Genomic DNA, 18,676 nt, shown 5'->3' with positions numbered 1-18,676 from the left:
AATTTGTTCTTGTTAATGAGGTTTCATCCCCTTTATCAAAACATAAAAAAGACAAATCTATATTTTTTATTGAGTGGAGTACTATTAATCATTTTAAGCTCAGATTATCAATGGAATTAGTTTTACTAAGTCTAATATATTCATGATTAAGCTTTATTTCAAATAAAAATTAATCAAAAATTAACAATTGTAATTTCTTTGTAATTCTTTAAAAAGGGGTAACTTTTCAAAATGTTTAATACCTTGTAAAAGCGAGCCCTCCTTGGATTTAATAGAAGTAGATAATTTTGACTTAGAAAGTTTACAGGTTTACCGTCACCTTAGAGACAATGTTGTCACTGCCGATAACAGTTTTATTGCCGATAGTCCAAAGGTTGTGAATCTTTTGATTGATTCGGGAGCTCATGTAAAGAGCATATTAGCGACTAATGAATTTTATCTAAATGAGGAAGGGCGCTTAAGTAAACTTAAAGAGGTCACTTTTTATGTGGCAACTAAAGCGACAATGAAAAAAATCACTGGTTATAATATTCATCATGGTGTGATGATGCACGCTACTCGTCCTGAAGAACATGCAATTGATGAACTTGATGATCAGATCATCATGATCGCTGAGTTATCAAAGAATGATAATGTGGGTACGATTGCACGCAGTGCTGCAGCTTTAGGCGTTAAGTCATTTTTAGTCCCTTCGCAAGGGCCACACCCTTATGGTCGTCGAGCTCTACGAGTCTCAATGGGCTACATTAGCCAACTCAAGTTGGCTATATATGATGATTTACTCAAATGTATAGAAGATTTACAATCGAAGGGTTACAAAGTTATTGCGGCCGAAGCAAGTCCACAGGCAATTAACCTATCGACTTTGAATGTACCTAAGAAGTGGGTCTTACTCATGGGGCATGAAGGACTTGGTTTAAGCCAAGAAGTACAAGATGCCTGTGATTGTGTTGTAAAAATTGAAATGACTGAGAAGGTCAAAAGTTTTAACGTAGGGGTTGCGTCAGCAATTTTGATGTATCAATTGGTCCAACAAGGAAAAACTCTTACTTAATCTCCAGACTTTCCAAACCATCGAGTTTGGGAACATAAGTTACAGGACGAGAGTCGGTGGGAAGTTCACTTGAAATTTTAATACATGTTGAAAGCTTTAAATCAGTATAGGGTTTGAGGAGGACTACTCTTCCGAGAATTCTTTCGTGTTGGCGTTTTTGGTATAAGCTCGTTCCCAAGCTGAGAGTCGTGGGATTTAACAAAGAAACATGCTTCAAATCCTTGCGAGATATACTGAATATAGTGTCCTTCTGAGAAAGAATTAAGTCGGACTTATTCGCATAATTCAAGGCATTCATATCGCTAAGGTTTTTGTCTTTTTGCCATTTAGATAAATCACGTTCCTGATCTGTGTGCAAGGGGCTGACAGAGTTATAATTTGGGAAAACCTTGAGATCTTCTTCAGATTTGATTAGATAAGAAAATTGTGCTTCACGTATATCTTTATTGGGATTATTAATAATTTCCTGGAGACTTATTTCTTTCGTTTCTAAATCTATACTGAAGATGCTTTGTATGTACAAGATGCCTTCTGAAGTCTGCTCTTTAGAAAGACTAAAAATATGAAGTTCTTTATCTATTTTAAAAGAATGGGCATAGGGTTTTGAATGATATAGCTTGCCGTATTGTGCTAATTCAATGCCGTGGTCTTGACTAGCGGGGCCACTAGAAGCAAGGCCACACCTTTCAATGCTTAGACCTTGGATTTTAATTTGGGGTGCGACTTGGTAAGCCATGTCATCAAGGTGAATAGTGATTGTATCGCCTTCTTTAACGACACTCCAAGAATGCTCTTGGTAATCCCCACTTTGTTTCCAGTTTTCACCTTCGATGGGCATCTCATGGATTTGCGTACAGGAGCAAAGTAAAAGTAATACAGTATAGAGAACTAATGGTATTACTCTCTTCATTATCAGCCCTGTAAGCCTTCTATTTCATCGACTTCTTTTGGGCAAGAAATAGTTAGATTTTCATATGAGTCTTCTTGAATATGAATATTGTCTTCTATACGGATGCCAATTCCGCGCCATTTAGAATCAACACTTTGATCATCTTTAGGAATATAAATTCCCGGTTCTATAGTGATAACCATCCCATCTTTTAGGTGAGACTTTTTGCCTGTGTTGCGATAAGACATAGTTGATTCACTCACATCGTGTACATCTAGTCCTAGATGATGCCCAACGCCATGGGGTACGTAATCTCGGAACAACTTCTTTTCTACAGCTTCTTCATAATTCTCTTTTATAATACCCAAGTCACAGAGTTCTTTACAGCAGAGTTCTTGTGCAAGAATATTTAAATCAAATAGAGAAATATTCGTGTTTATATGAGCTAAAACCTGTTTCTGAACACGTAGAGTAGCTTCATATAGTTCTTTAGCTTGGGGACTGAATTTTCCCTTTGTGGGAAAAACTCGCGTTATGTCAGCTGCATAATTTAAGTAAGAACTTCCCGCATCGACCAAAACGCACTCGGAGTCTTGATACTCGCGATTATTAATCACATAGTGGAGACAAGTCGCATTAGCACCGGAAGCCACAATCGGCGGATAAGCCATATCAGCTTGCTGTTTCATGGCACAAAAATAACGAAATTCTGCCTCTAATTGACTTTCATTAGAATATTTAGGAGCGCACTGCATTAAATGTTTGTGTGCCATTGAAGAGACTTCAGCAGAACGCCTCATACAGCTTAAATCAAATTCATTTTTAATGATCCGCAGATCATGAATTTGACTTTTTAAACCAAGTTCACTGAGTGATTCGCTATAGGTTTCCAAAAGGATTTTTAATTCTTCTAGAAGTGGACTCAAAAAATTGGGGAAGAAGCAAAGAACCTTTCGTGCTCGTGTTAACTTAGGGATAAATTTAGCTAAGTCTTTGTTGGAATAAGACTCATTTGCTTGGAAAATTTCTATGGCACCCTCGATGCCAAAGCGAGGTCCATCCCATAGTTCCTTTAAAGGATCTTTTGGTAGGACAAAAAGGTGAAAACTATGGTCGCTTGCGTCCAAAACCATGATGGAGTCAGGTTCGGGGTAGGGGCATAAATAAGAGAAATCAGAGTCCTGACGAAAGGCGTAGTGAACATCTGAGTTCTTTTGGCGCAAAAAATTTCCTGGAATCACAAGGATTTCATCCTCGTAGAGCTCCAGGAGTTTTTTACGATTTTGAGCGCTAGCTCGAAGATGAGCTGAGCTAGGAATCATTACTTAATAAATTCAGCGTATTGTTCTGCAGTCATTAAACCTTCTAGGGCAGATGCATCCACACCAGTTAATTTAAAGATCCAGCCTTTTTCTTCAGCATCTTCATTAATGATTTCTGGTTCATCTTCTAAAACTTCGTTAACTTCAGAAATTGTTCCAGCAATGGGAGCATAAATATCTGAAGCAGCTTTTACTGATTCAACTACACTTACTGCTGCACCAGCTTCAACGCTTTCATCAGTTTCAGGTAATTCAACAAAAGTCACATCGCCTAATTCGGCCGCAGCGTGAATAGAAATACCAACAGTTGCAACATCGCCATCAAGGCTTACCCATTCGTGATCTTTAGAAAAGTGTTTCATATTATTCCGTATTATTTATTTTTAGTTTTTCTACTGTAACTCAAAAGTTTTGAGCTGCCATATGTGAATATAAAAAGAGGCTCGATTTTTTAGTCGAAAACAAAGTATAATTTATAAATAATAAGCAGCTATGACTAAATTCTTATTAAAGACAGATTATATTCACATAAATGAACATAGTCACAAGTGATAAATAAGGGACAGAAAAATGAGTAAATTTGGCGTACTTTTAGATATAGATGGTGTACTCTGTGATCAATTGGGATTGATGGCGGGAGCAAAAGAATTCGTCAATGCACTCGTTAAAAAGAACATCCCCTTTATGTGTCTTAGTAATAACTCCTTAAAAAAACGAACTGATATGTCTGAGCACCTTAGGAGTTTAGGCCTACCAGTTGACGTTGAACAGATCTACACAAGCGCAATGGCGACAGCGCGTTTTTTGGCTAAACAAACCAAAAACCCCAGGGTTTATGTTTTGGGGAGTGGGGGCCTGACGACAGCCTTGGAAAAAAACAATATTACTCCTGTGGATTCTCGTCCAGATTACGTCATTGTGGGAGAGGGGCGTGATTACACTTTAGAAATGCTGGATGTGGCAATTAAATTCCTCAAAGAGGGCGCTAGGCTTGTTACCGTTAATATGGATAATCAGCGTTCGACAGCCTTTGGCTTGCGTAGTGGTTGCGGTTCTATTGTAAAGCTACTGGAAGATGAAACCAATAAAAAGGCCCTAAACCTAGGTAAACCTAGTCCACTGATGCTCCGTTCAGCTCGCAAGCTTTTGGGCATGCGGGCATCCTTCACGGTGATGATTGGTGACCACATGGAAAACGATATCTATGGTGGGATTCAATTGGGTTATTATAGTATTATGGTTATGAGTGGTCGAGCTACTGCGGAAGAAATGAAAAACTATTCCTTTTTGCCAGATAAAGTTATCAATAGCCTAGATGATTTTTCCGTAGAGGAACTAGAAGAAATCATAAATGAAAAACCTATTGATGAAGATTATTTAATCACCTTTGGCTAGATAACGATATATTACGACACAAAAAAACACTTATGATTTTTCATAAGTGTTTTTTTTATAAATTCTATGTAGCTTTATTCTTCGGCAACTTTATAGCCAATACCACGAACCGTAACAATGTTGGATGCAAAATCACCAACCTTTCTTCTGATAGATAGGATGTGTACATCTACAGTTCTCTCTGTAATAATCACATCTTCGCCACGGATCTTTTCTAAGATTGCCTCACGAGAATAGACACGACCAGGATGTTTACAGAGGAAAAATAAAAGTTTGTATTCAACAGGCGTTAAGTTGAGTAACTGACCATCCAACTTGACCGAGAAGTCAGCTAAGTTCATCACTAAACCCTTGTGAGTTATCACATCATCACTACTAAAATCAGTATGGTCCAAATGAGCACGTCTGAAAGCAGCATTAATTTTAGCAACTAGGATCTTAGGATTAAATGGTTTTGTAATGTAATCATCTGCACCGAGTTCTAAACCTGTTAGCTGATGGTTTTCATCAGAACGCACAGATAACATAAAAATAGGTATACTTGAAGTAGAGATATGCTTTTTCAAAGCTTGGCAAACTTCTGTGCCATCAATATCATCTAACATTCCATCAAGAAGTATAAGGCTTGGATGTTCATTTTCAGCTATTTGTATAGCTTCTTTACCCTTAGAAGTTATTTTTACATCAAACCCTGCGTTGATGAGTGCATGTTTTATGAGCTCTTGTGTTACGAGTTCATCTTCTACTACTAAAATACTCTTCTTCATAGTGACCTTCTCCCTGATTCACTGAATAAACTATATTTTAACAATAAGGTGGGGTTTTAGTTTTTCGAGTAGAAAAAATAATAATTTCAAATGAATACTTAAATTTTAGACTCTTTCGTATTTTTAATATGAAGCTAAGTCATTTTAATAAACTTGTTATTTTCTAACAAGTAAGTCTAAGCCTATGATTGAATTAGATAATATTGGAGCTCGTATAGATCTTGGCAAGAAAAAAGCACTTACATTTCTGTAAGTGCTTGAATACCGAAGGTGGGACTTGAACCCATACGACCGAAGGCGGGGGATTTTGAATCACTATTCCATGTACTAAGTGCAACCGAAAATCGGAGTGATGCATCCGCTATTTTGGAGCTTTTTTGATCGTTTTTATCAATCTCAAATAATGATGATTTTCTTATTTAGTAATAATTAAAAAATATTTACATTATTTAGTGTTACGTTTTTGAGTTTGGTTCCTCTAGGAATAGAAAGTTTAATTCCAATTTTATAGAGGCCTTATGTTCAAGAAAACTTTATTCGCTTTGCTTAGCTGTTCCTTATTTCAAGTGATGGCGAGTCCATGGTACAATACCTACGATTTCGGACCTGTAGTTTCACAGGTAGTTTCCTATAAAGATGACCCGGTCATTTTACGCGGTCATGCCATCGAGTTTAATCAGGGGAAAAACAAAGTCACGGCTTATTACGACTCAGCTTCAATGAACTTTCGCTACCTGAGTGCAGGGTAGTGTCCCAAATTTTCTGTAAATTCTGCTATAGCTCTACTTTAAGAGTTATGAATAGCTTCCGAGACTTCGCGAGAATGGGAACTTTCTCGTCGGAGCGAAATTGAGGAAGTTGTTTGTAACTCGGGGTAAAGAAGATGCAGAGTGGTGTTGCACCAAAACAACCCACAAGGAATTATTATGCACCACTCTACACACGAGAACAGTAGTGTCTTATTAGAAATGATCCACCAAGTCACAGAAAACGGCGAAAGCGGAATGCTTGAAGCTATGAGAGTATTACTAAATGAAGCGATGAAAGTAGAGAGAAGTAATTCTCTTGATGCTGCTCCATATGAACGCAATGAAAATCGCTTAGGTTATGCTAATGGCTATAAAAACAAAACCGTAAACACTCGACTTGGAGCAATGAAGCTCAACATTCCTCAAGTCAGAGGTGAAATCGATTTTTATCCAAGTTCTTTAGAAAAAGGCTTACGAAGTGAGCGAGCTTTGATGACAGCTATGGCCGAGAGTTATATTCAGGGAACTTCGACAAGAAAAGTCACGAAACTTCTAGAGAAAATGTGTGGTCTTTCCGTGAGTAAATCACAGGTGTCACGAGTTGTATCTGAGCTAGATGAAAGCTTAGAAAAGTGGCGTAACCGTCCTTTAGGGAAATATCATTACCTTTTGGTGGATGCGAGATACGAAAAAGTTAGAGTAGATAAGACTGTTCGAGATTGTGCTTTGTTAATTGCTTATGGGATAGATGAATCAGGAAAACGCTCAGTTTTAGGTACAAGTGTCTCTTTAAGTGAAGCTGAGGTTCATTGGAGAAACTTTTTCCTATCATTGAATGCTCGAGGACTTCATGGTCTTAAGATGATCACGAGCGACAGTCATTCGGGACTGAAAGCCGCTTTAACAACTGTCTTTGGGTCAATCCCATGGCAGAGGTGTCAATTTCATTTACAGCAGAATGCGGGGGCTTATGTGCCTAAGAAAGCGATGCGTTCAGAAGTTGCACAAGACATTCGAGATATCTTTAATACCCCTTCAAAACAGGACGCCGAAAGACTTTTAAAGCTTACTTGCTTAAAGTATGAAAACAGTGCTTCTCAATTATCTGAATGGATGGAATCCGCACTTCCTGAAGGCTTTTCTGTATTTGATTTAGATCGTTCTTGTTGGACAAAACTGAGAACCACCAATATGATTGAAAGACAGAATCGAGAAATTCTAAGGCGAACTATAACCGTGTCTATTTTCCCAAATGAAGCTTCACTGCTTAGATTAGCGTCCGCTATTCTTATGGAATTAGATGAAACCTGGATAGCTACAAAAAGAGTTTATCTGTCTGTTTAACTAAAATTGGTCAACACCAATTTACAGAAACAACGGGACTCTATCGTTTTTCTTGAATCTACAACTGCTTTTTGATGTTTTAAATCTTCTAGCTTCTTGTCAATATTTTGTTGTTCTTCTTTTAACTTTTGTTTCTCCTCTTCAATGTTTATTTTCGGAGTTAGCAAGAAGATTACAATTGTAGTTAATATTATTGTTATGGTGAGTATATGTTTCATTTATTACCGACTAACGACTTAAATGAGCTGTATTTTCTATTTAAAATTTGATTCAAAACGAAAATATCAGTTCGATTTTTTGGTTAGCTATTCAATTGTTGGACTAACTACTTTATTGTTTATTTTTACAGTCTGACCTTCTATTAAAATTGAATCATTTTGTTTAAGCTCACCATAATTTTTACCATTTACTGATAACTTTTTATTTTTAATTTTTACTTCTATGTTTCCAACTTTAACACTAGAAGAGGAGTTGTTTCCTAAATTTATGTTGGTGTTACTTGTCGTTGATCCTTCAGTTTTTATAACTACTTCATGACCTCCTATTGTAACTCTAGTTTCTCCTTTAACTTCAAAATCACATCCTGTGAAAATAAGTATCATTAAAAATATGATTAATTTTTTCATTATAATTTCCTATATTTTTGTTAGCTAACGATCTAAATGAGCTGTATTTTCTATTTAAAATTTGATTCAAAACGAAAATATCAGTTCGATTTTTTGGTTAGAATTTGTCCATTTTGATTGTTGATAAGTAGCCAAATCAGGGATAAAACAGATGATTCGATCAATTGCTGATTCCGCATTTACTTATTGTGTTTTGAGTGATGATTTGCGTTTAAGTTTGGTGAATTGTTGACTCTGCATTTAGTCAGCTTAATTCTGTGATTCCAAGAATAAAGTGATTTGCTTTGTCAGTAACAATTTGTTCTAGATTTATTATTCCAATTTCCATTCTAACGTCTGAGTTTACCTGTTTTCGAGCCTAGGCGAGAATATCAGGTGCGACTCTTTGTTAGCCTTTTTCTATTCTTCAAATAATTGAATAGGTAAGACTTTTTGATAATGAATAAAATCTTTATCAGTTGTGTAAATCATTGCGTTTAATCTATATGATACAGAACAAATTAAATAATCTATATGTGAGCCCTGAATACCTTTCGCTCTACATAAATTATGGAAGTTTGCGGCTTTCTCGTAATCTTCATCGATGATTAATTCATTGGGGAAAAATGATAATTTTTCCTTTAATAAATTAAATTTCTTTATATCTGAATATCCTGATAAAACTTCTTGTTTTATTGGACCAATCATTATTAACCTTTGATCTTGGATTAATTCACTCAATGATTGGTTTATTTTTTGGTCTGGTTGTTTCCTTCTAAATGCTAAAGACCAAATAGAAGTATCTACAATTACTTTCATCTCTTTCGTGCTTTCTTGTAATCATAGTCTGAGTCTGGTTCCATTTGATTAAATAGATCAATTATTTCTAACTGTTTTCGTCTATTGACAAATTCTTTCAATGCGAGATTTACAGTTTCTTTTTTTGTTTTAAAATGACCAATTTCTTGTGCTTGTTCAAGAAGTCGATCATCGATTGCTAAATTTGTGGCCATGATGATAATCCTTGTTTTTGTTTTTACACATTAATTTACACAAAGATATGTAGTTTGTCAACTTTAATGGCTAACGACCTAAATTACCTGAATTCGAGGAACGAGAATTTCAGGTTCATTTTTTGGTTAGAGTTTCCCATAATATATATTTGGTATTTGTTTTATAATAATGAAATTTAGAATCCATATGACTAATAGAATAAATGAGGTTCTTCGTAGAAATCTGTAAAACTACCGCCTTCGTTCAAACCTTTGCTCCGGCATAAAGCCACTCGCAAGCTCGTTATTTATATGGATAAAGATTTGATCTTCAGTTGCTTTACTGGCGTAATACTTCGCCAGCGGGCAGAAACCAAAGGTTTCAAATACAAAAAACTGCTTGCACACCTCTCTTTAATCACTACAAAAAGGAGAAAACATGTCAAGCAGTCTACATCAACATACACACGGAATCATTGGATACGAGCACAAGCGCTTTGAATACAAAGGCAATGAACTGATTATTCATATATGTCGAAAAAAAAGACCTTTAACTGCTCCAAATGTAAAAGCGCCGATGTAACCGCAACTGCCACAGGTATTCGTTTTATAAAATCATTACCCGTGGGCACAAAAAAGACTTCGTTTTGTGTACAAATGCATAGAGTCCGTTGTCATGATTGTGATTCATATTTAATGGAGAAGCTTTCGTTCATTTCAAGTTCTAAAAGTAGAATCACAAAAGTATTAGAAAGGCATATCATAGAGCTACGAGCGCACATGTGTATTCAAAGTTTAGCTAAATATTTCAAGCTAAATTGGCATACAGTTAAAGCTGTTGAAAAAACATATTTAAGTAAGAAATACAGTAAAGTCCCGTTGAAACATATCAGTTCTATTGGTATCGATGAAATCCATATGGGAAAACGAATTGGCGACAAAGGCTATTTGACAATTGTCCGAGATCTAAAAAGCGGGGCTACGTTATTTGTAGGTAAAGGAAAAAAGGGAGAGTGCCTAGATGGTTTTATGAAAAAATTGAAATCCAGTAAAGCGAACATTGAGTTTGTCGCTGTGGATCTAGCTCCATCTTTTACAGCATGGATTAAGGTTAATTTGCCTCAGTCTATAATTGTTTATGATCACTTTCATGTCATCAAACTTATGAATGACAGGCTGAATAAAGTTCGAAGAAGAATTTCCAGAGAACTGGAAGATGAAGACAAGGGTGAAATCAAAGGCCTGAGATGGAAGTTTAACAGAAATAATGAAGACCTTGAAGAAACCGCTCAAGCTGAAATAAAACAATGTTGCAGCTTGTTTTCAGAGCTGGGTATTACATACGCTTTAAAAGAAGCGTTGAGAAGGATTTATCGTATCAAAGATTTAGTTTTCGTTGAAAATGCATTGCAATATTGGTGTGAAAAAGCTGACTGTAGTGGAGTCCCTGAACTAATTTCTATGGCAAAAACAATCCGCAAGCATGCCGCGGGAATTTTAGCTTTTTGGAAAACAAAAATAACGTCGGCCATTATGGAAGGGTTTAATAATAAAATCGGCTGGTTAACAAGGCAGGCATATGGTTACCGAGATGAAGAATATCTCATACTCAAAATCTTTGATTTGCCTAATCTCAAAACTAGCAAGACCCTGTGAATTTTACAGATATCTGCGAAGAGGCATAAATGATATATAGGTTGAGATAATTTTGATTTTTTTGTTTTTAATAAAATGAATAGAAATTACTGATGTCAACAAAATAATTAATGCTGTGTAATATCGCACCCATGCGGATTCATGAAAATAACGTACTCTTCGCCCATATTCAAAATAACCTGTTTTGTATAATTCCCATTCCATTATTATTGAGCAAGACATATACATGAAAAAGCATGTTAACAGTGAGGTAAGGATAAAATAAAGTATGGGGATTTTATTCATTTTTTATTTATACTCTAACGTTTAAGCTGAGGGAGATTGAGCCTTAGCGAAAATCTTCCTTCCGGCTTCTTGTTAGACTATTGTTTGATTCAATTTCTTTATATTTTCTTTCATTTATAGACCAAATAGATAATCCATATACTGATCCAATTATGAAGATTGCTAATAGATCAATAATTATTAACTCAAAGACACTATCTGGTAAATGTTTACTTTTGATAATGAAATTCATTATGATCGTAAGAGGTAATGTAAAATATAAAATTCCCTCAAAAAGAATACACTTCTGTAATCCTAATGGTAGTGTCCCAAATTTTCTGTAAATTCTGCTATAGCTCTACTTTAAGAGTTATGAATAGCTTCCGAGACTTCGCGAGAATGGGAACTTTCTCGTCGGAGCGAAATTGAGGAAGTTGTTTGTAACTCGGGGTAAAGAAGATGCAGAGTGGTGTTGCACCAAAACAACCCACAAGGAATTATTATGCACCACTCTACACACGAGAACAGTAGTGTCTTATTAGAAATGATCCACCAAGTCACAGAAAACGGCGAAAGCGGAATGCTTGAAGCTATGAGAGTATTACTAAATGAAGCGATGAAAGTAGAGAGAAGTAATTCTCTTGATGCTGCTCCATATGAACGCAATGAAAATCGCTTAGGTTATGCTAATGGCTATAAAAACAAAACCGTAAACACTCGACTTGGAGCAATGAAGCTCAACATTCCTCAAGTCAGAGGTGAAATCGATTTTTATCCAAGTTCTTTAGAAAAAGGCTTACGAAGTGAGCGAGCTTTGATGACAGCTATGGCCGAGAGTTATATTCAGGGAACTTCGACAAGAAAAGTCACGAAACTTCTAGAGAAAATGTGTGGTCTTTCCGTGAGTAAATCACAGGTGTCACGAGTTGTATCTGAGCTAGATGAAAGCTTAGAAAAGTGGCGTAACCGTCCTTTAGGGAAATATCATTACCTTTTGGTGGATGCGAGATACGAAAAAGTTAGAGTAGATAAGACTGTTCGAGATTGTGCTTTGTTAATTGCTTATGGGATAGATGAATCAGGAAAACGCTCAGTTTTAGGTACAAGTGTCTCTTTAAGTGAAGCTGAGGTTCATTGGAGAAACTTTTTCCTATCATTGAATGCTCGAGGACTTCATGGTCTTAAGATGATCACGAGCGACAGTCATTCGGGACTGAAAGCCGCTTTAACAACTGTCTTTGGGTCAATCCCATGGCAGAGGTGTCAATTTCATTTACAGCAGAATGCGGGGGCTTATGTGCCTAAGAAAGCGATGCGTTCAGAAGTTGCACAAGACATTCGAGATATCTTTAATACCCCTTCAAAACAGGACGCCGAAAGACTTTTAAAGCTTACTTGCTTAAAGTATGAAAACAGTGCTTCTCAATTATCTGAATGGATGGAATCCGCACTTCCTGAAGGCTTTTCTGTATTTGATTTAGATCGTTCTTGTTGGACAAAACTGAGAACCACCAATATGATTGAAAGACAGAATCGAGAAATTCTAAGGCGAACTAGAACCGTGTCTATTTTCCCAAATGAAGCTTCACTGCTTAGATTAGCGTCCGCTATTCTTATGGAATTAGATGAAAACTGGATAGCTACAAAAAGAGTTTATCTGTCTGTTTAACTAAAATTGGTCAACACCAATTTACAGAAACAACGGGACTCTATCAATAATGTCTGTTTTGAAAGTTTTAAAAAGAATAACTTTAATCGTGACGGCTTTGATATAAGTTCATATGAAATTCAGAAGCACTACATAAGAGATCCTGAGAAAACCATTTTAGGGGATTTTATTTCCGTTAATTGTGGCGGTTTTGCAATGAGCCCCAAAGTACTGGGATCTGATATGGGTGAGCTCATATCAGAATGTTCCGATCTTTTTGAAATAGAAATTGAAACAGTAGACGATCCATATTTTGCTATAGTTCCTAACTTAAGGTACAACTGTTTAGATCATGACAATTCACGAGTTCGTTACTTTCCTGGATCAAAAGATATTGCTCAAATATATGATTTTGCTTTTCATACTGAGCGCATTGGCAATAATTTCCTATTTAAATACCATTTTGGTGGAAATCAGACTTTGTCAGTTTATGACCCAGAAGACGAGGATTTTGATCAAAGCTTTTACTACCTCTACAAAAAAAATAACTTTACAGGTCTTCGTTTCATGGAGCTCTGGGACTCAGAAATCGGCCCCGTGAAAAAAGATTGGGTCACCACAATCTAGGATTAGGGAACAAGTATTTCTTAAGATTCCACTTCAGAAGCACTGCGCTTTTCCAAATATTTCTACTCTATTCAGCTACGTAGGGAGTTTCTTTTATGTCTTTTTGTTTTTTTAGGGATAGAGTCCCGTTGTTTCTGTAAATTGGTGTTGACCAATTTTAGTTAAACAGACAGATAAACTCTTTTTGTAGCTATCCAGGTTTCATCTAATTCCATAAGAATAGCGGACGCTAATCTAAGCAGTGAAGCTTCATTTGGGAAAATAGACACGGTTCTAGTTCGCCTTAGAATTTCTCGATTCTGTCTTTCAATCATATTGGTGGTTCTCAGTTTTGTCCAACAAGAACGATCTAAATCAAATACAGAAAAGCCTTCAGGAAGTGCGGATTCCATCCATTCAGATAATTGAGAAGCACTGTTTTCATACTTTAAGCAAGTAAGCTTTAAAAGTCTTTCGGCGTCCTGTTTTGAAGGGGTATTAAAGATATCTCGAATGTCTTGTGCAACTTCTGAACGCATCGCTTTCTTAGGCACATAAGCCCCCGCATTCTGCTGTAAATGAAATTGACACCTCTGCCATGGGATTGACCCAAAGACAGTTGTTAAAGCGGCTTTCAGTCCCGAATGACTGTCGCTCGTGATCATCTTAAGACCATGAAGTCCTCGAGCATTCAATGATAGGAAAAAGTTTCTCCAATGAACCTCAGCTTCACTTAAAGAGACACTTGTACCTAAAACTGAGCGTTTTCCTGATTCATCTATCCCATAAGCAATTAACAAAGCACAATCTCGAACAGTCTTATCTACTCTAACTTTTTCGTATCTCGCATCCACCAAAAGGTAATGATATTTCCCTAAAGGACGGTTACGCCACTTTTCTAAGCTTTCATCTAGCTCAGATACAACTCGTGACACCTGTGATTTACTCACGGAAAGACCACACATTTTCTCTAGAAGTTTCGTGACTTTTCTTGTCGAAGTTCCCTGAATATAACTCTCGGCCATAGCTGTCATCAAAGCTCGCTCACTTCGTAAGCCTTTTTCTAAAGAACTTGGATAAAAATCGATTTCACCTCTGACTTGAGGAATGTTGAGCTTCATTGCTCCAAGTCGAGTGTTTACGGTTTTGTTTTTATAGCCATTAGCATAACCTAAGCGATTTTCATTGCGTTCATATGGAGCAGCATCAAGAGAATTACTTCTCTCTACTTTCATCGCTTCATTTAGTAATACTCTCATAGCTTCAAGCATTCCGCTTTCGCCGTTTTCTGTGACTTGGTGGATCATTTCTAATAAGACACTACTGTTCTCGTGTGTAGAGTGGTGCATAATAATTCCTTGTGGGTTGTTTTGGTGCAACACCACTCTGCATCTTCTTTACCCCGAGTTACAAACAACTTCCTCAATTTCGCTCCGACGAGAAAGTTCCCATTCTCGCGAAGTCTCGGAAGCTATTCATAACTCTTAAAGTAGAGCTATAGCAGAATTTACAGAAAATTTGGGACACTACCTTTTTAGGCGGGAATTAAAGTCTTCTATGTAGTCTTTGTAGCGGGCGTCATCTTTCCAAAAACCTCTCTTGGGTTGAGGATTAACTTTTCCTTCAGGATAGTCTTTGCCATTTTGACTTTGTTCGATGGAGGCCTGAAGTGTTAAAAACTCTTTTTTCATTTTAGTGAAAACTTCCGGCTTCGAATTGGAGAGGTCATTGGCTTCAGAATGGTCATCAGCCAAGTTATAGAGCTCGAACTTACCCTTTTTAACGCTTAATAATTTGTAGTCATTGTCGATCAAGGCACCTTTTTTACCCATGGCGAAAGGGATGGCTTTTGTTCTTTTGGCATCAGAACCGAACATGAGGTCTTTTAAGCTTATACCATCGATTATATCTAACATGGAATCTTTAGGCAGATCCACGAGATCAGCAATAGTTGGAAAGATATCCATTGTAACGGCAGGGACCTGAGTCACGCGTGGCTTGATTTTTGCCGGCCATTCGATAATGCCAGGTACGCGAATACCGCCCTCAAAGAAGTCGCCTTTTTTTCCTCTGAGCCCACAGACACTTTCCGGTTTAACTTCAAGACCGCCATTATCACTGCAAAACCAGATGATGGTGTTGTCAGCAATGTTTAAGTCTCTTAAGCCTTTGCGGAGTGCGCCAACTGAACGGTCGAAAGCCACTAGCTCACCATGGAGACTTTGGGACATGGGATCGAGGTGGGCAAAAGCTTTTTTATCTTCGTTTTTAGCAATGAAAGGGTAGTGAGGGGAGCCATCCCAAATAACAGCTAAAAAAGGCTTTTTGTCTTTTGCGGCCTTCGCAATGAACTTGAGTGATTCGCGAACGATGACTTCTGAGGAATCACCTTTGAAATCCTCGAATTTACCATTGCGACTCATGTAGGGGTCGATATCAAAGAAGTTTGTCACTGTGAGCCAAGTTTCGAAACCGAATGCACCAGGACTCCAGAGATCATCGCCCAAAATCGGAATACCGGGTCCTCGAAGTGCGTTGAGGTGCCATTTGCCAAAGTGACCGGTAGCATAGCCAGCCTTTTTTAAAGCCGTAGCAATGGACTTCTCCTGTAAGCGCAGGGCATAACCATGAGTAGAAACCCCCGTGCGCATATTGGTGCGACCCGTTAAAACGCTGGCTCTGGTAGGGGAGCAAACCGGAGCTCCAGCATAGAAGCGATCAAAACGCAGGCCATTTTTTGCCATGGCATCAAGGTTTGGGGTTTTTAATACAGGGTGATTGTTGTACCCCACCTGACCCCAGCCTTGATCATCGGTCATAATCAAAATGATGCTGGGGCGATCATCTGCCTGTATTACAGTGGCTACTAAGAAAAATAGAAGAAGTCGTTTTAACATATGAATTCCCAATGATTTAAATTATTTGTGAAGGATGTCTGATCTTGGCTTTGTGATAAATAGCTTGTTTTGAGCTTATTTTTTTGTGTTTTTGTAAGCAATTTCCCCAAAAGTATCTACTTTGCTGGCAATTGACTCAGTCGCTCTTTCCGGATCGTAATTAGGATTGATTCTTGGTAAATGTGCATTTCTTGTCAGCAACCAATCCATTAACTTGCGCTCCATTTCCAGAGTTTTCTCAGGCATAGATTTGCTGAGGTCTTGAGTTTCGCTTAAGTCATCACGAAGATTATAGAGTTCCACTTTGGCTCCCGCCGTTATCACTTTTTCATTGGGGTCTTCCTGATAATCACCATAAAATTTGATGAGCTTGTAATCACCCATGCGGATTATAGTGCTCGGAGTATGAGCGTAGTGTGGGATGTAAACCGGCATGTGAATGCAGAAAAAGTCACGCTTAAATTCGCCACCCATGGTGAGCGGTAGAATGTCTACGCCATCAAGCGGGTAATTATTTGGTGCTTCAGTTTTGGCTATGCTTAAAAAAGTGGGGAAGAGGTCGGTGATGTGAATTGGTTCAGTGATGGTCTGGCCAGCTTTGATTTTGCCAGGCCAGTGCATGATAAAGGGAACACGAATGCCAGCTTCGTATTCAGAGCCCTTACCTCGACGAAGTGGAGCGTTGTCCCATACGCGGGAGAGTCCGCCATTATCTGACATGAAAATGACTACAGTTTCGCGCTCACTCTTCATGTCCTCAATACCTTGCATCAAAGTTCCAATGCTTTGATCTAGGTAATCAATCATGGCAAAGTAGTCTGCGATAGGCTTTTCTTTTTCTTTTCCACCCTTAGAGGCACTCTTATTGTAGCCCATATCAACATATTTCTGAATGATTGCCTTAGGTGCTTCAAGTCCCGTGTGAACCGTTCTATGTGCGAGGTACGCAAAAACTGGTTTGGATTGATCTTCTTTGAGGTAGTTGAGTACGCCGAGAGTTGAGCCCATGACCAGCTTTTTATCATCCTCAGCTCTTTCCGGCTTGATGGAATCAAAATCCCATTGTGCTAAATAATCATCCTTCATTTCAGGACGCAGACGCTTTTCATTGACGTCCACATGCCATTTGCCAATAACACCAACGCGATAACCCGTTTTTTTTAATTCGCGGCCGATATTCACTGCGTCATGAGCCAGCATACGATTGGATTCCGGCTGAATCATACGAGCATGGGGAAGTACGTGTTTCTCCAAGCAGACAGCTGTGTGATTTGTTCTTGCTGCTGATTGACCAGTTAAAAAGGCAAAACGGGCAGGGGAGCATTGGGACATTCCATAGGCATCGGTAAAACGGGCACCTTCTTTAGCTAATTTATCTAGGTGTGGAGTGTCGACATATTTATTGCCATAAGAACTGAGGCCATTCCAGCCGAGGTCATCGATGAGAACAAAGACGATGTTAGGGCGATTGTCAGCGATTAAGTTTGAACTCAATACTATGAAAAAGAAATGTAAGAAAACTTTCATTGGTGTCCTTTGTTTATAAAGTTTATAAAGGTACACACAAAAGATCAGGCTACTTTAGGACTTGCTAATTGGGTAAATGTGATTTTTGCTTAATCAAGGAGGTCAAACATTGTTCCATCAGGTGCAGTGCGACCTGCTGACCATGGAGTGGTGCCGTCAGTTACGGTGGCGTCTAGGTAAAGGAACTCCACATGACCATCAATAAAGAGGTAATTCATTTTGAGAAATTTGCCGTGCTTATTGGAGTAGTCATTGATGTCATCCATCATGTTAGCATAAATATCTTTAGGCTTAGTGACAGCTCCCTGGGCTCCGACCCATTTCCAGGGTTTAACTGCGGGGTCATTGTCAGCACCAATATCATCTGTTTCAAAAAGGCTAATACCCGTAGCAGGGTCATTAATGTCGGTGAATTTTAATGATCATGCACCATCAGATTCAGCACTGAATCCAGGGAAAACCCAGCCGTGAGAATTCGCTGCTCCGTCATTCCAGTGACCTTGATTAGCCGTGTATGAGCGCACTGACCTTCCGGCCCAGGCCCAGGATTTTGGGTCACTTGGGCAGCGATACAGTTGGTGAGCATCACCCCATTCTTCATAGTCATAACCAAAGCTATTCTCATCATCTTCTGAAATTTTTCTTCCGTCAACACCAGCTACGCCAAGTCTGTCGTCCCAAGGACGTTTAGTCTCATATTCAACGGGTAGTTTTGAGTTATAGTCATCGCTATATAAAACAAGAGAAATACCAATTTGCTTGAGCTTATTGGTACAAGCAGCTCGTTTAGCAGTCTCACGAGCACCTTTTAAAACGGGAAGGAGAAGTGAAGAGAGAATTCCGATTATAGCAATAACGACTAAAAGCTCGATGAGAGTAAATTTCAGTGAGATTTTTTTCATTAGTAGACCCTGAATCCGTGAGCTGATCTTAAAAAACAGCTTAAAAACAAGAAAACCTG

21 protein-coding genes are annotated in these 18,676 nt (G+C 38.1%); 8 read left to right on the top strand and 13 right to left on the bottom strand.

Annotation, left to right across the window (positions count from 1 at the left end; all coding sequences use genetic code 11):
• The first annotated feature begins 262 nt into the window (after positions 1–262).
• A complete protein-coding gene (locus PQO01_RS16910) occupies positions 263–1,054 on the top strand; it encodes a TrmH family RNA methyltransferase (protein WP_274315308.1) in 792 nt (263 codons plus the stop codon).
• On the opposite strand, the gene PQO01_RS16905 is transcribed toward PQO01_RS16910, so the two are convergent.
• The 3 genes from PQO01_RS16905 to gcvH are packed head-to-tail and all read right to left on the bottom strand — an operon-like array spanning position 1,047 to position 3,627.
• Entirely contained in the window at positions 1,047–1,964 is a 918-nt protein-coding gene (locus PQO01_RS16905) for a hypothetical protein (RefSeq protein WP_274315306.1), read from the bottom strand. The genes PQO01_RS16910 and PQO01_RS16905 overlap by 8 nt on opposite strands.
• A gap of 2 nt (positions 1,965–1,966) precedes the next feature.
• A complete protein-coding gene (locus tag PQO01_RS16900; RefSeq protein WP_274315303.1) occupies positions 1,967–3,265 on the bottom strand; it encodes an aminopeptidase P family protein in 1,299 nt (432 codons plus the stop codon).
• A complete protein-coding gene (gene gcvH, locus PQO01_RS16895) occupies positions 3,265–3,627 on the bottom strand; it encodes a glycine cleavage system protein GcvH (protein ID WP_274315301.1) in 363 nt (120 codons plus the stop codon). Before gcvH ends, PQO01_RS16900 begins: the two co-directional genes overlap by 1 nt.
• Positions 3,628–3,835: 208 nt before the next feature.
• Here gcvH and PQO01_RS16890 point away from each other — a divergent pair, with 208 nt between their 5' ends.
• Positions 3,836–4,660 carry an HAD-IIA family hydrolase gene (locus PQO01_RS16890; protein ID WP_274315299.1) on the top strand — a complete coding sequence of 275 codons (825 nt, stop codon included), beginning with the start codon at positions 3,836–3,838 and terminating at the stop codon, positions 4,658–4,660.
• 74 nt (positions 4,661–4,734) lie between these two features.
• Here PQO01_RS16890 and PQO01_RS16885 read toward each other — a convergent pair whose 3' ends face one another.
• Positions 4,735–5,427, bottom strand: a complete 693-nt coding sequence (locus PQO01_RS16885; RefSeq protein ID WP_274315297.1) for a response regulator — start codon at positions 5,425–5,427, stop codon at positions 4,735–4,737.
• A gap of 518 nt (positions 5,428–5,945) precedes the next feature.
• On the opposite strand from PQO01_RS16885, the gene PQO01_RS16880 reads away from it, so the two are divergent.
• Both PQO01_RS16880 and PQO01_RS16875 read left to right on the top strand, forming a co-directional pair.
• A complete protein-coding gene (locus tag PQO01_RS16880) occupies positions 5,946–6,176 on the top strand; it encodes a hypothetical protein (RefSeq protein WP_274315295.1) in 231 nt (76 codons plus the stop codon).
• A gap of 177 nt (positions 6,177–6,353) precedes the next feature.
• Complete coding sequence (locus PQO01_RS16875; RefSeq protein WP_274315293.1) at positions 6,354–7,520, top strand: IS256 family transposase; 1,167 nt, start codon at positions 6,354–6,356, stop codon at positions 7,518–7,520.
• Here the strand turns inward: PQO01_RS16875 and PQO01_RS16870 are convergent.
• From PQO01_RS16870 to PQO01_RS16855, 4 genes are all read right to left on the bottom strand, one after another.
• Entirely contained in the window at positions 7,517–7,738 is a 222-nt protein-coding gene (locus PQO01_RS16870) for a hypothetical protein (RefSeq protein ID WP_274315292.1), read from the bottom strand. The genes PQO01_RS16875 and PQO01_RS16870 overlap by 4 nt on opposite strands.
• Positions 7,739–7,825: 87 nt before the next feature.
• A complete protein-coding gene (locus tag PQO01_RS16865) occupies positions 7,826–8,146 on the bottom strand; it encodes a hypothetical protein (RefSeq protein WP_274312900.1) in 321 nt (106 codons plus the stop codon).
• Positions 8,147–8,545: 399 nt separating this feature from the next.
• Complete coding sequence (gene vapC, locus PQO01_RS16860) at positions 8,546–8,944, bottom strand: type II toxin-antitoxin system VapC family toxin (protein ID WP_274315290.1); 399 nt, start codon at positions 8,942–8,944, stop codon at positions 8,546–8,548.
• Complete coding sequence (locus PQO01_RS16855) at positions 8,941–9,138, bottom strand: type II toxin-antitoxin system VapB family antitoxin (RefSeq protein ID WP_274315289.1); 198 nt, start codon at positions 9,136–9,138, stop codon at positions 8,941–8,943. Before PQO01_RS16855 ends, vapC begins: the two co-directional genes overlap by 4 nt.
• Positions 9,139–9,556: 418 nt before the next feature.
• On the opposite strand from PQO01_RS16855, the gene PQO01_RS16850 reads away from it, so the two are divergent.
• The 4 genes from PQO01_RS16850 (at position 9,557) to PQO01_RS16835 (ending at position 13,312) form a co-directional block, all read left to right on the top strand.
• Complete coding sequence (locus tag PQO01_RS16850) at positions 9,557–9,700, top strand: hypothetical protein (RefSeq protein ID WP_274315287.1); 144 nt, start codon at positions 9,557–9,559, stop codon at positions 9,698–9,700.
• Positions 9,649–10,773, top strand: coding sequence for an ISL3 family transposase (locus PQO01_RS16845; RefSeq protein ID WP_274315286.1), 1,125 nt, complete (start codon positions 9,649–9,651; stop codon positions 10,771–10,773). Before PQO01_RS16850 ends, PQO01_RS16845 begins: the two co-directional genes overlap by 52 nt.
• Positions 10,774–11,539: 766 nt before the next feature.
• On the top strand, positions 11,540–12,706 hold the full coding sequence (locus PQO01_RS16840; protein WP_274313618.1) for an IS256 family transposase: 1,167 nt from the start codon (positions 11,540–11,542) through the stop codon (positions 12,704–12,706).
• A 195-nt stretch (positions 12,707–12,901) separates the two neighbouring features.
• On the top strand, positions 12,902–13,312 hold the full coding sequence (locus PQO01_RS16835) for a hypothetical protein (RefSeq protein WP_274315285.1): 411 nt from the start codon (positions 12,902–12,904) through the stop codon (positions 13,310–13,312).
• Positions 13,313–13,473: 161 nt separating this feature from the next.
• Here the strand turns inward: PQO01_RS16835 and PQO01_RS16830 are convergent, their stop codons facing one another.
• The 5 genes from PQO01_RS16830 to PQO01_RS16810 form a co-directional block, all read right to left on the bottom strand.
• Positions 13,474–14,640 (bottom strand): IS256 family transposase, encoded by a 1,167-nt coding sequence (locus PQO01_RS16830; RefSeq protein WP_274312071.1) that lies wholly within the window; start codon positions 14,638–14,640, stop codon positions 13,474–13,476.
• Positions 14,641–14,817: 177 nt separating this feature from the next.
• The gene (locus PQO01_RS16825) at positions 14,818–16,188 is read right to left on the bottom strand and encodes a sulfatase family protein (RefSeq protein WP_274315284.1); all 1,371 of its coding nucleotides are present in this window, start codon (positions 16,186–16,188) and stop codon (positions 14,818–14,820) included.
• A 75-nt stretch (positions 16,189–16,263) separates the two neighbouring features.
• Positions 16,264–17,715: a sulfatase gene (locus PQO01_RS16820; RefSeq protein ID WP_274315283.1), complete on the bottom strand. Its 1,452-nt coding sequence runs from the start codon at positions 17,713–17,715 to the stop codon at positions 16,264–16,266.
• An 89-nt stretch (positions 17,716–17,804) separates the two neighbouring features.
• Positions 17,805–17,984 carry a hypothetical protein gene (locus tag PQO01_RS16815; RefSeq protein ID WP_274315282.1) on the bottom strand — a complete coding sequence of 60 codons (180 nt, stop codon included), beginning with the start codon at positions 17,982–17,984 and terminating at the stop codon, positions 17,805–17,807.
• Positions 17,985–18,137: 153 nt separating this feature from the next.
• On the bottom strand, positions 18,138–18,617 hold the full coding sequence (locus tag PQO01_RS16810; protein ID WP_274315281.1) for a type II secretion system protein: 480 nt from the start codon (positions 18,615–18,617) through the stop codon (positions 18,138–18,140).
• Positions 18,618–18,676: the final 59 nt, after the last annotated feature.

Source organism: Lentisphaera marina, assembly GCF_028745505.1.
Taxonomy (GTDB): Bacteria; Verrucomicrobiota; Lentisphaeria; order Lentisphaerales; family Lentisphaeraceae; genus Lentisphaera; species Lentisphaera marina.
The sequence above is the reverse complement of the archived record's forward strand: the minus strand, read 5'-3'. Positions and strand labels throughout refer to the sequence as shown.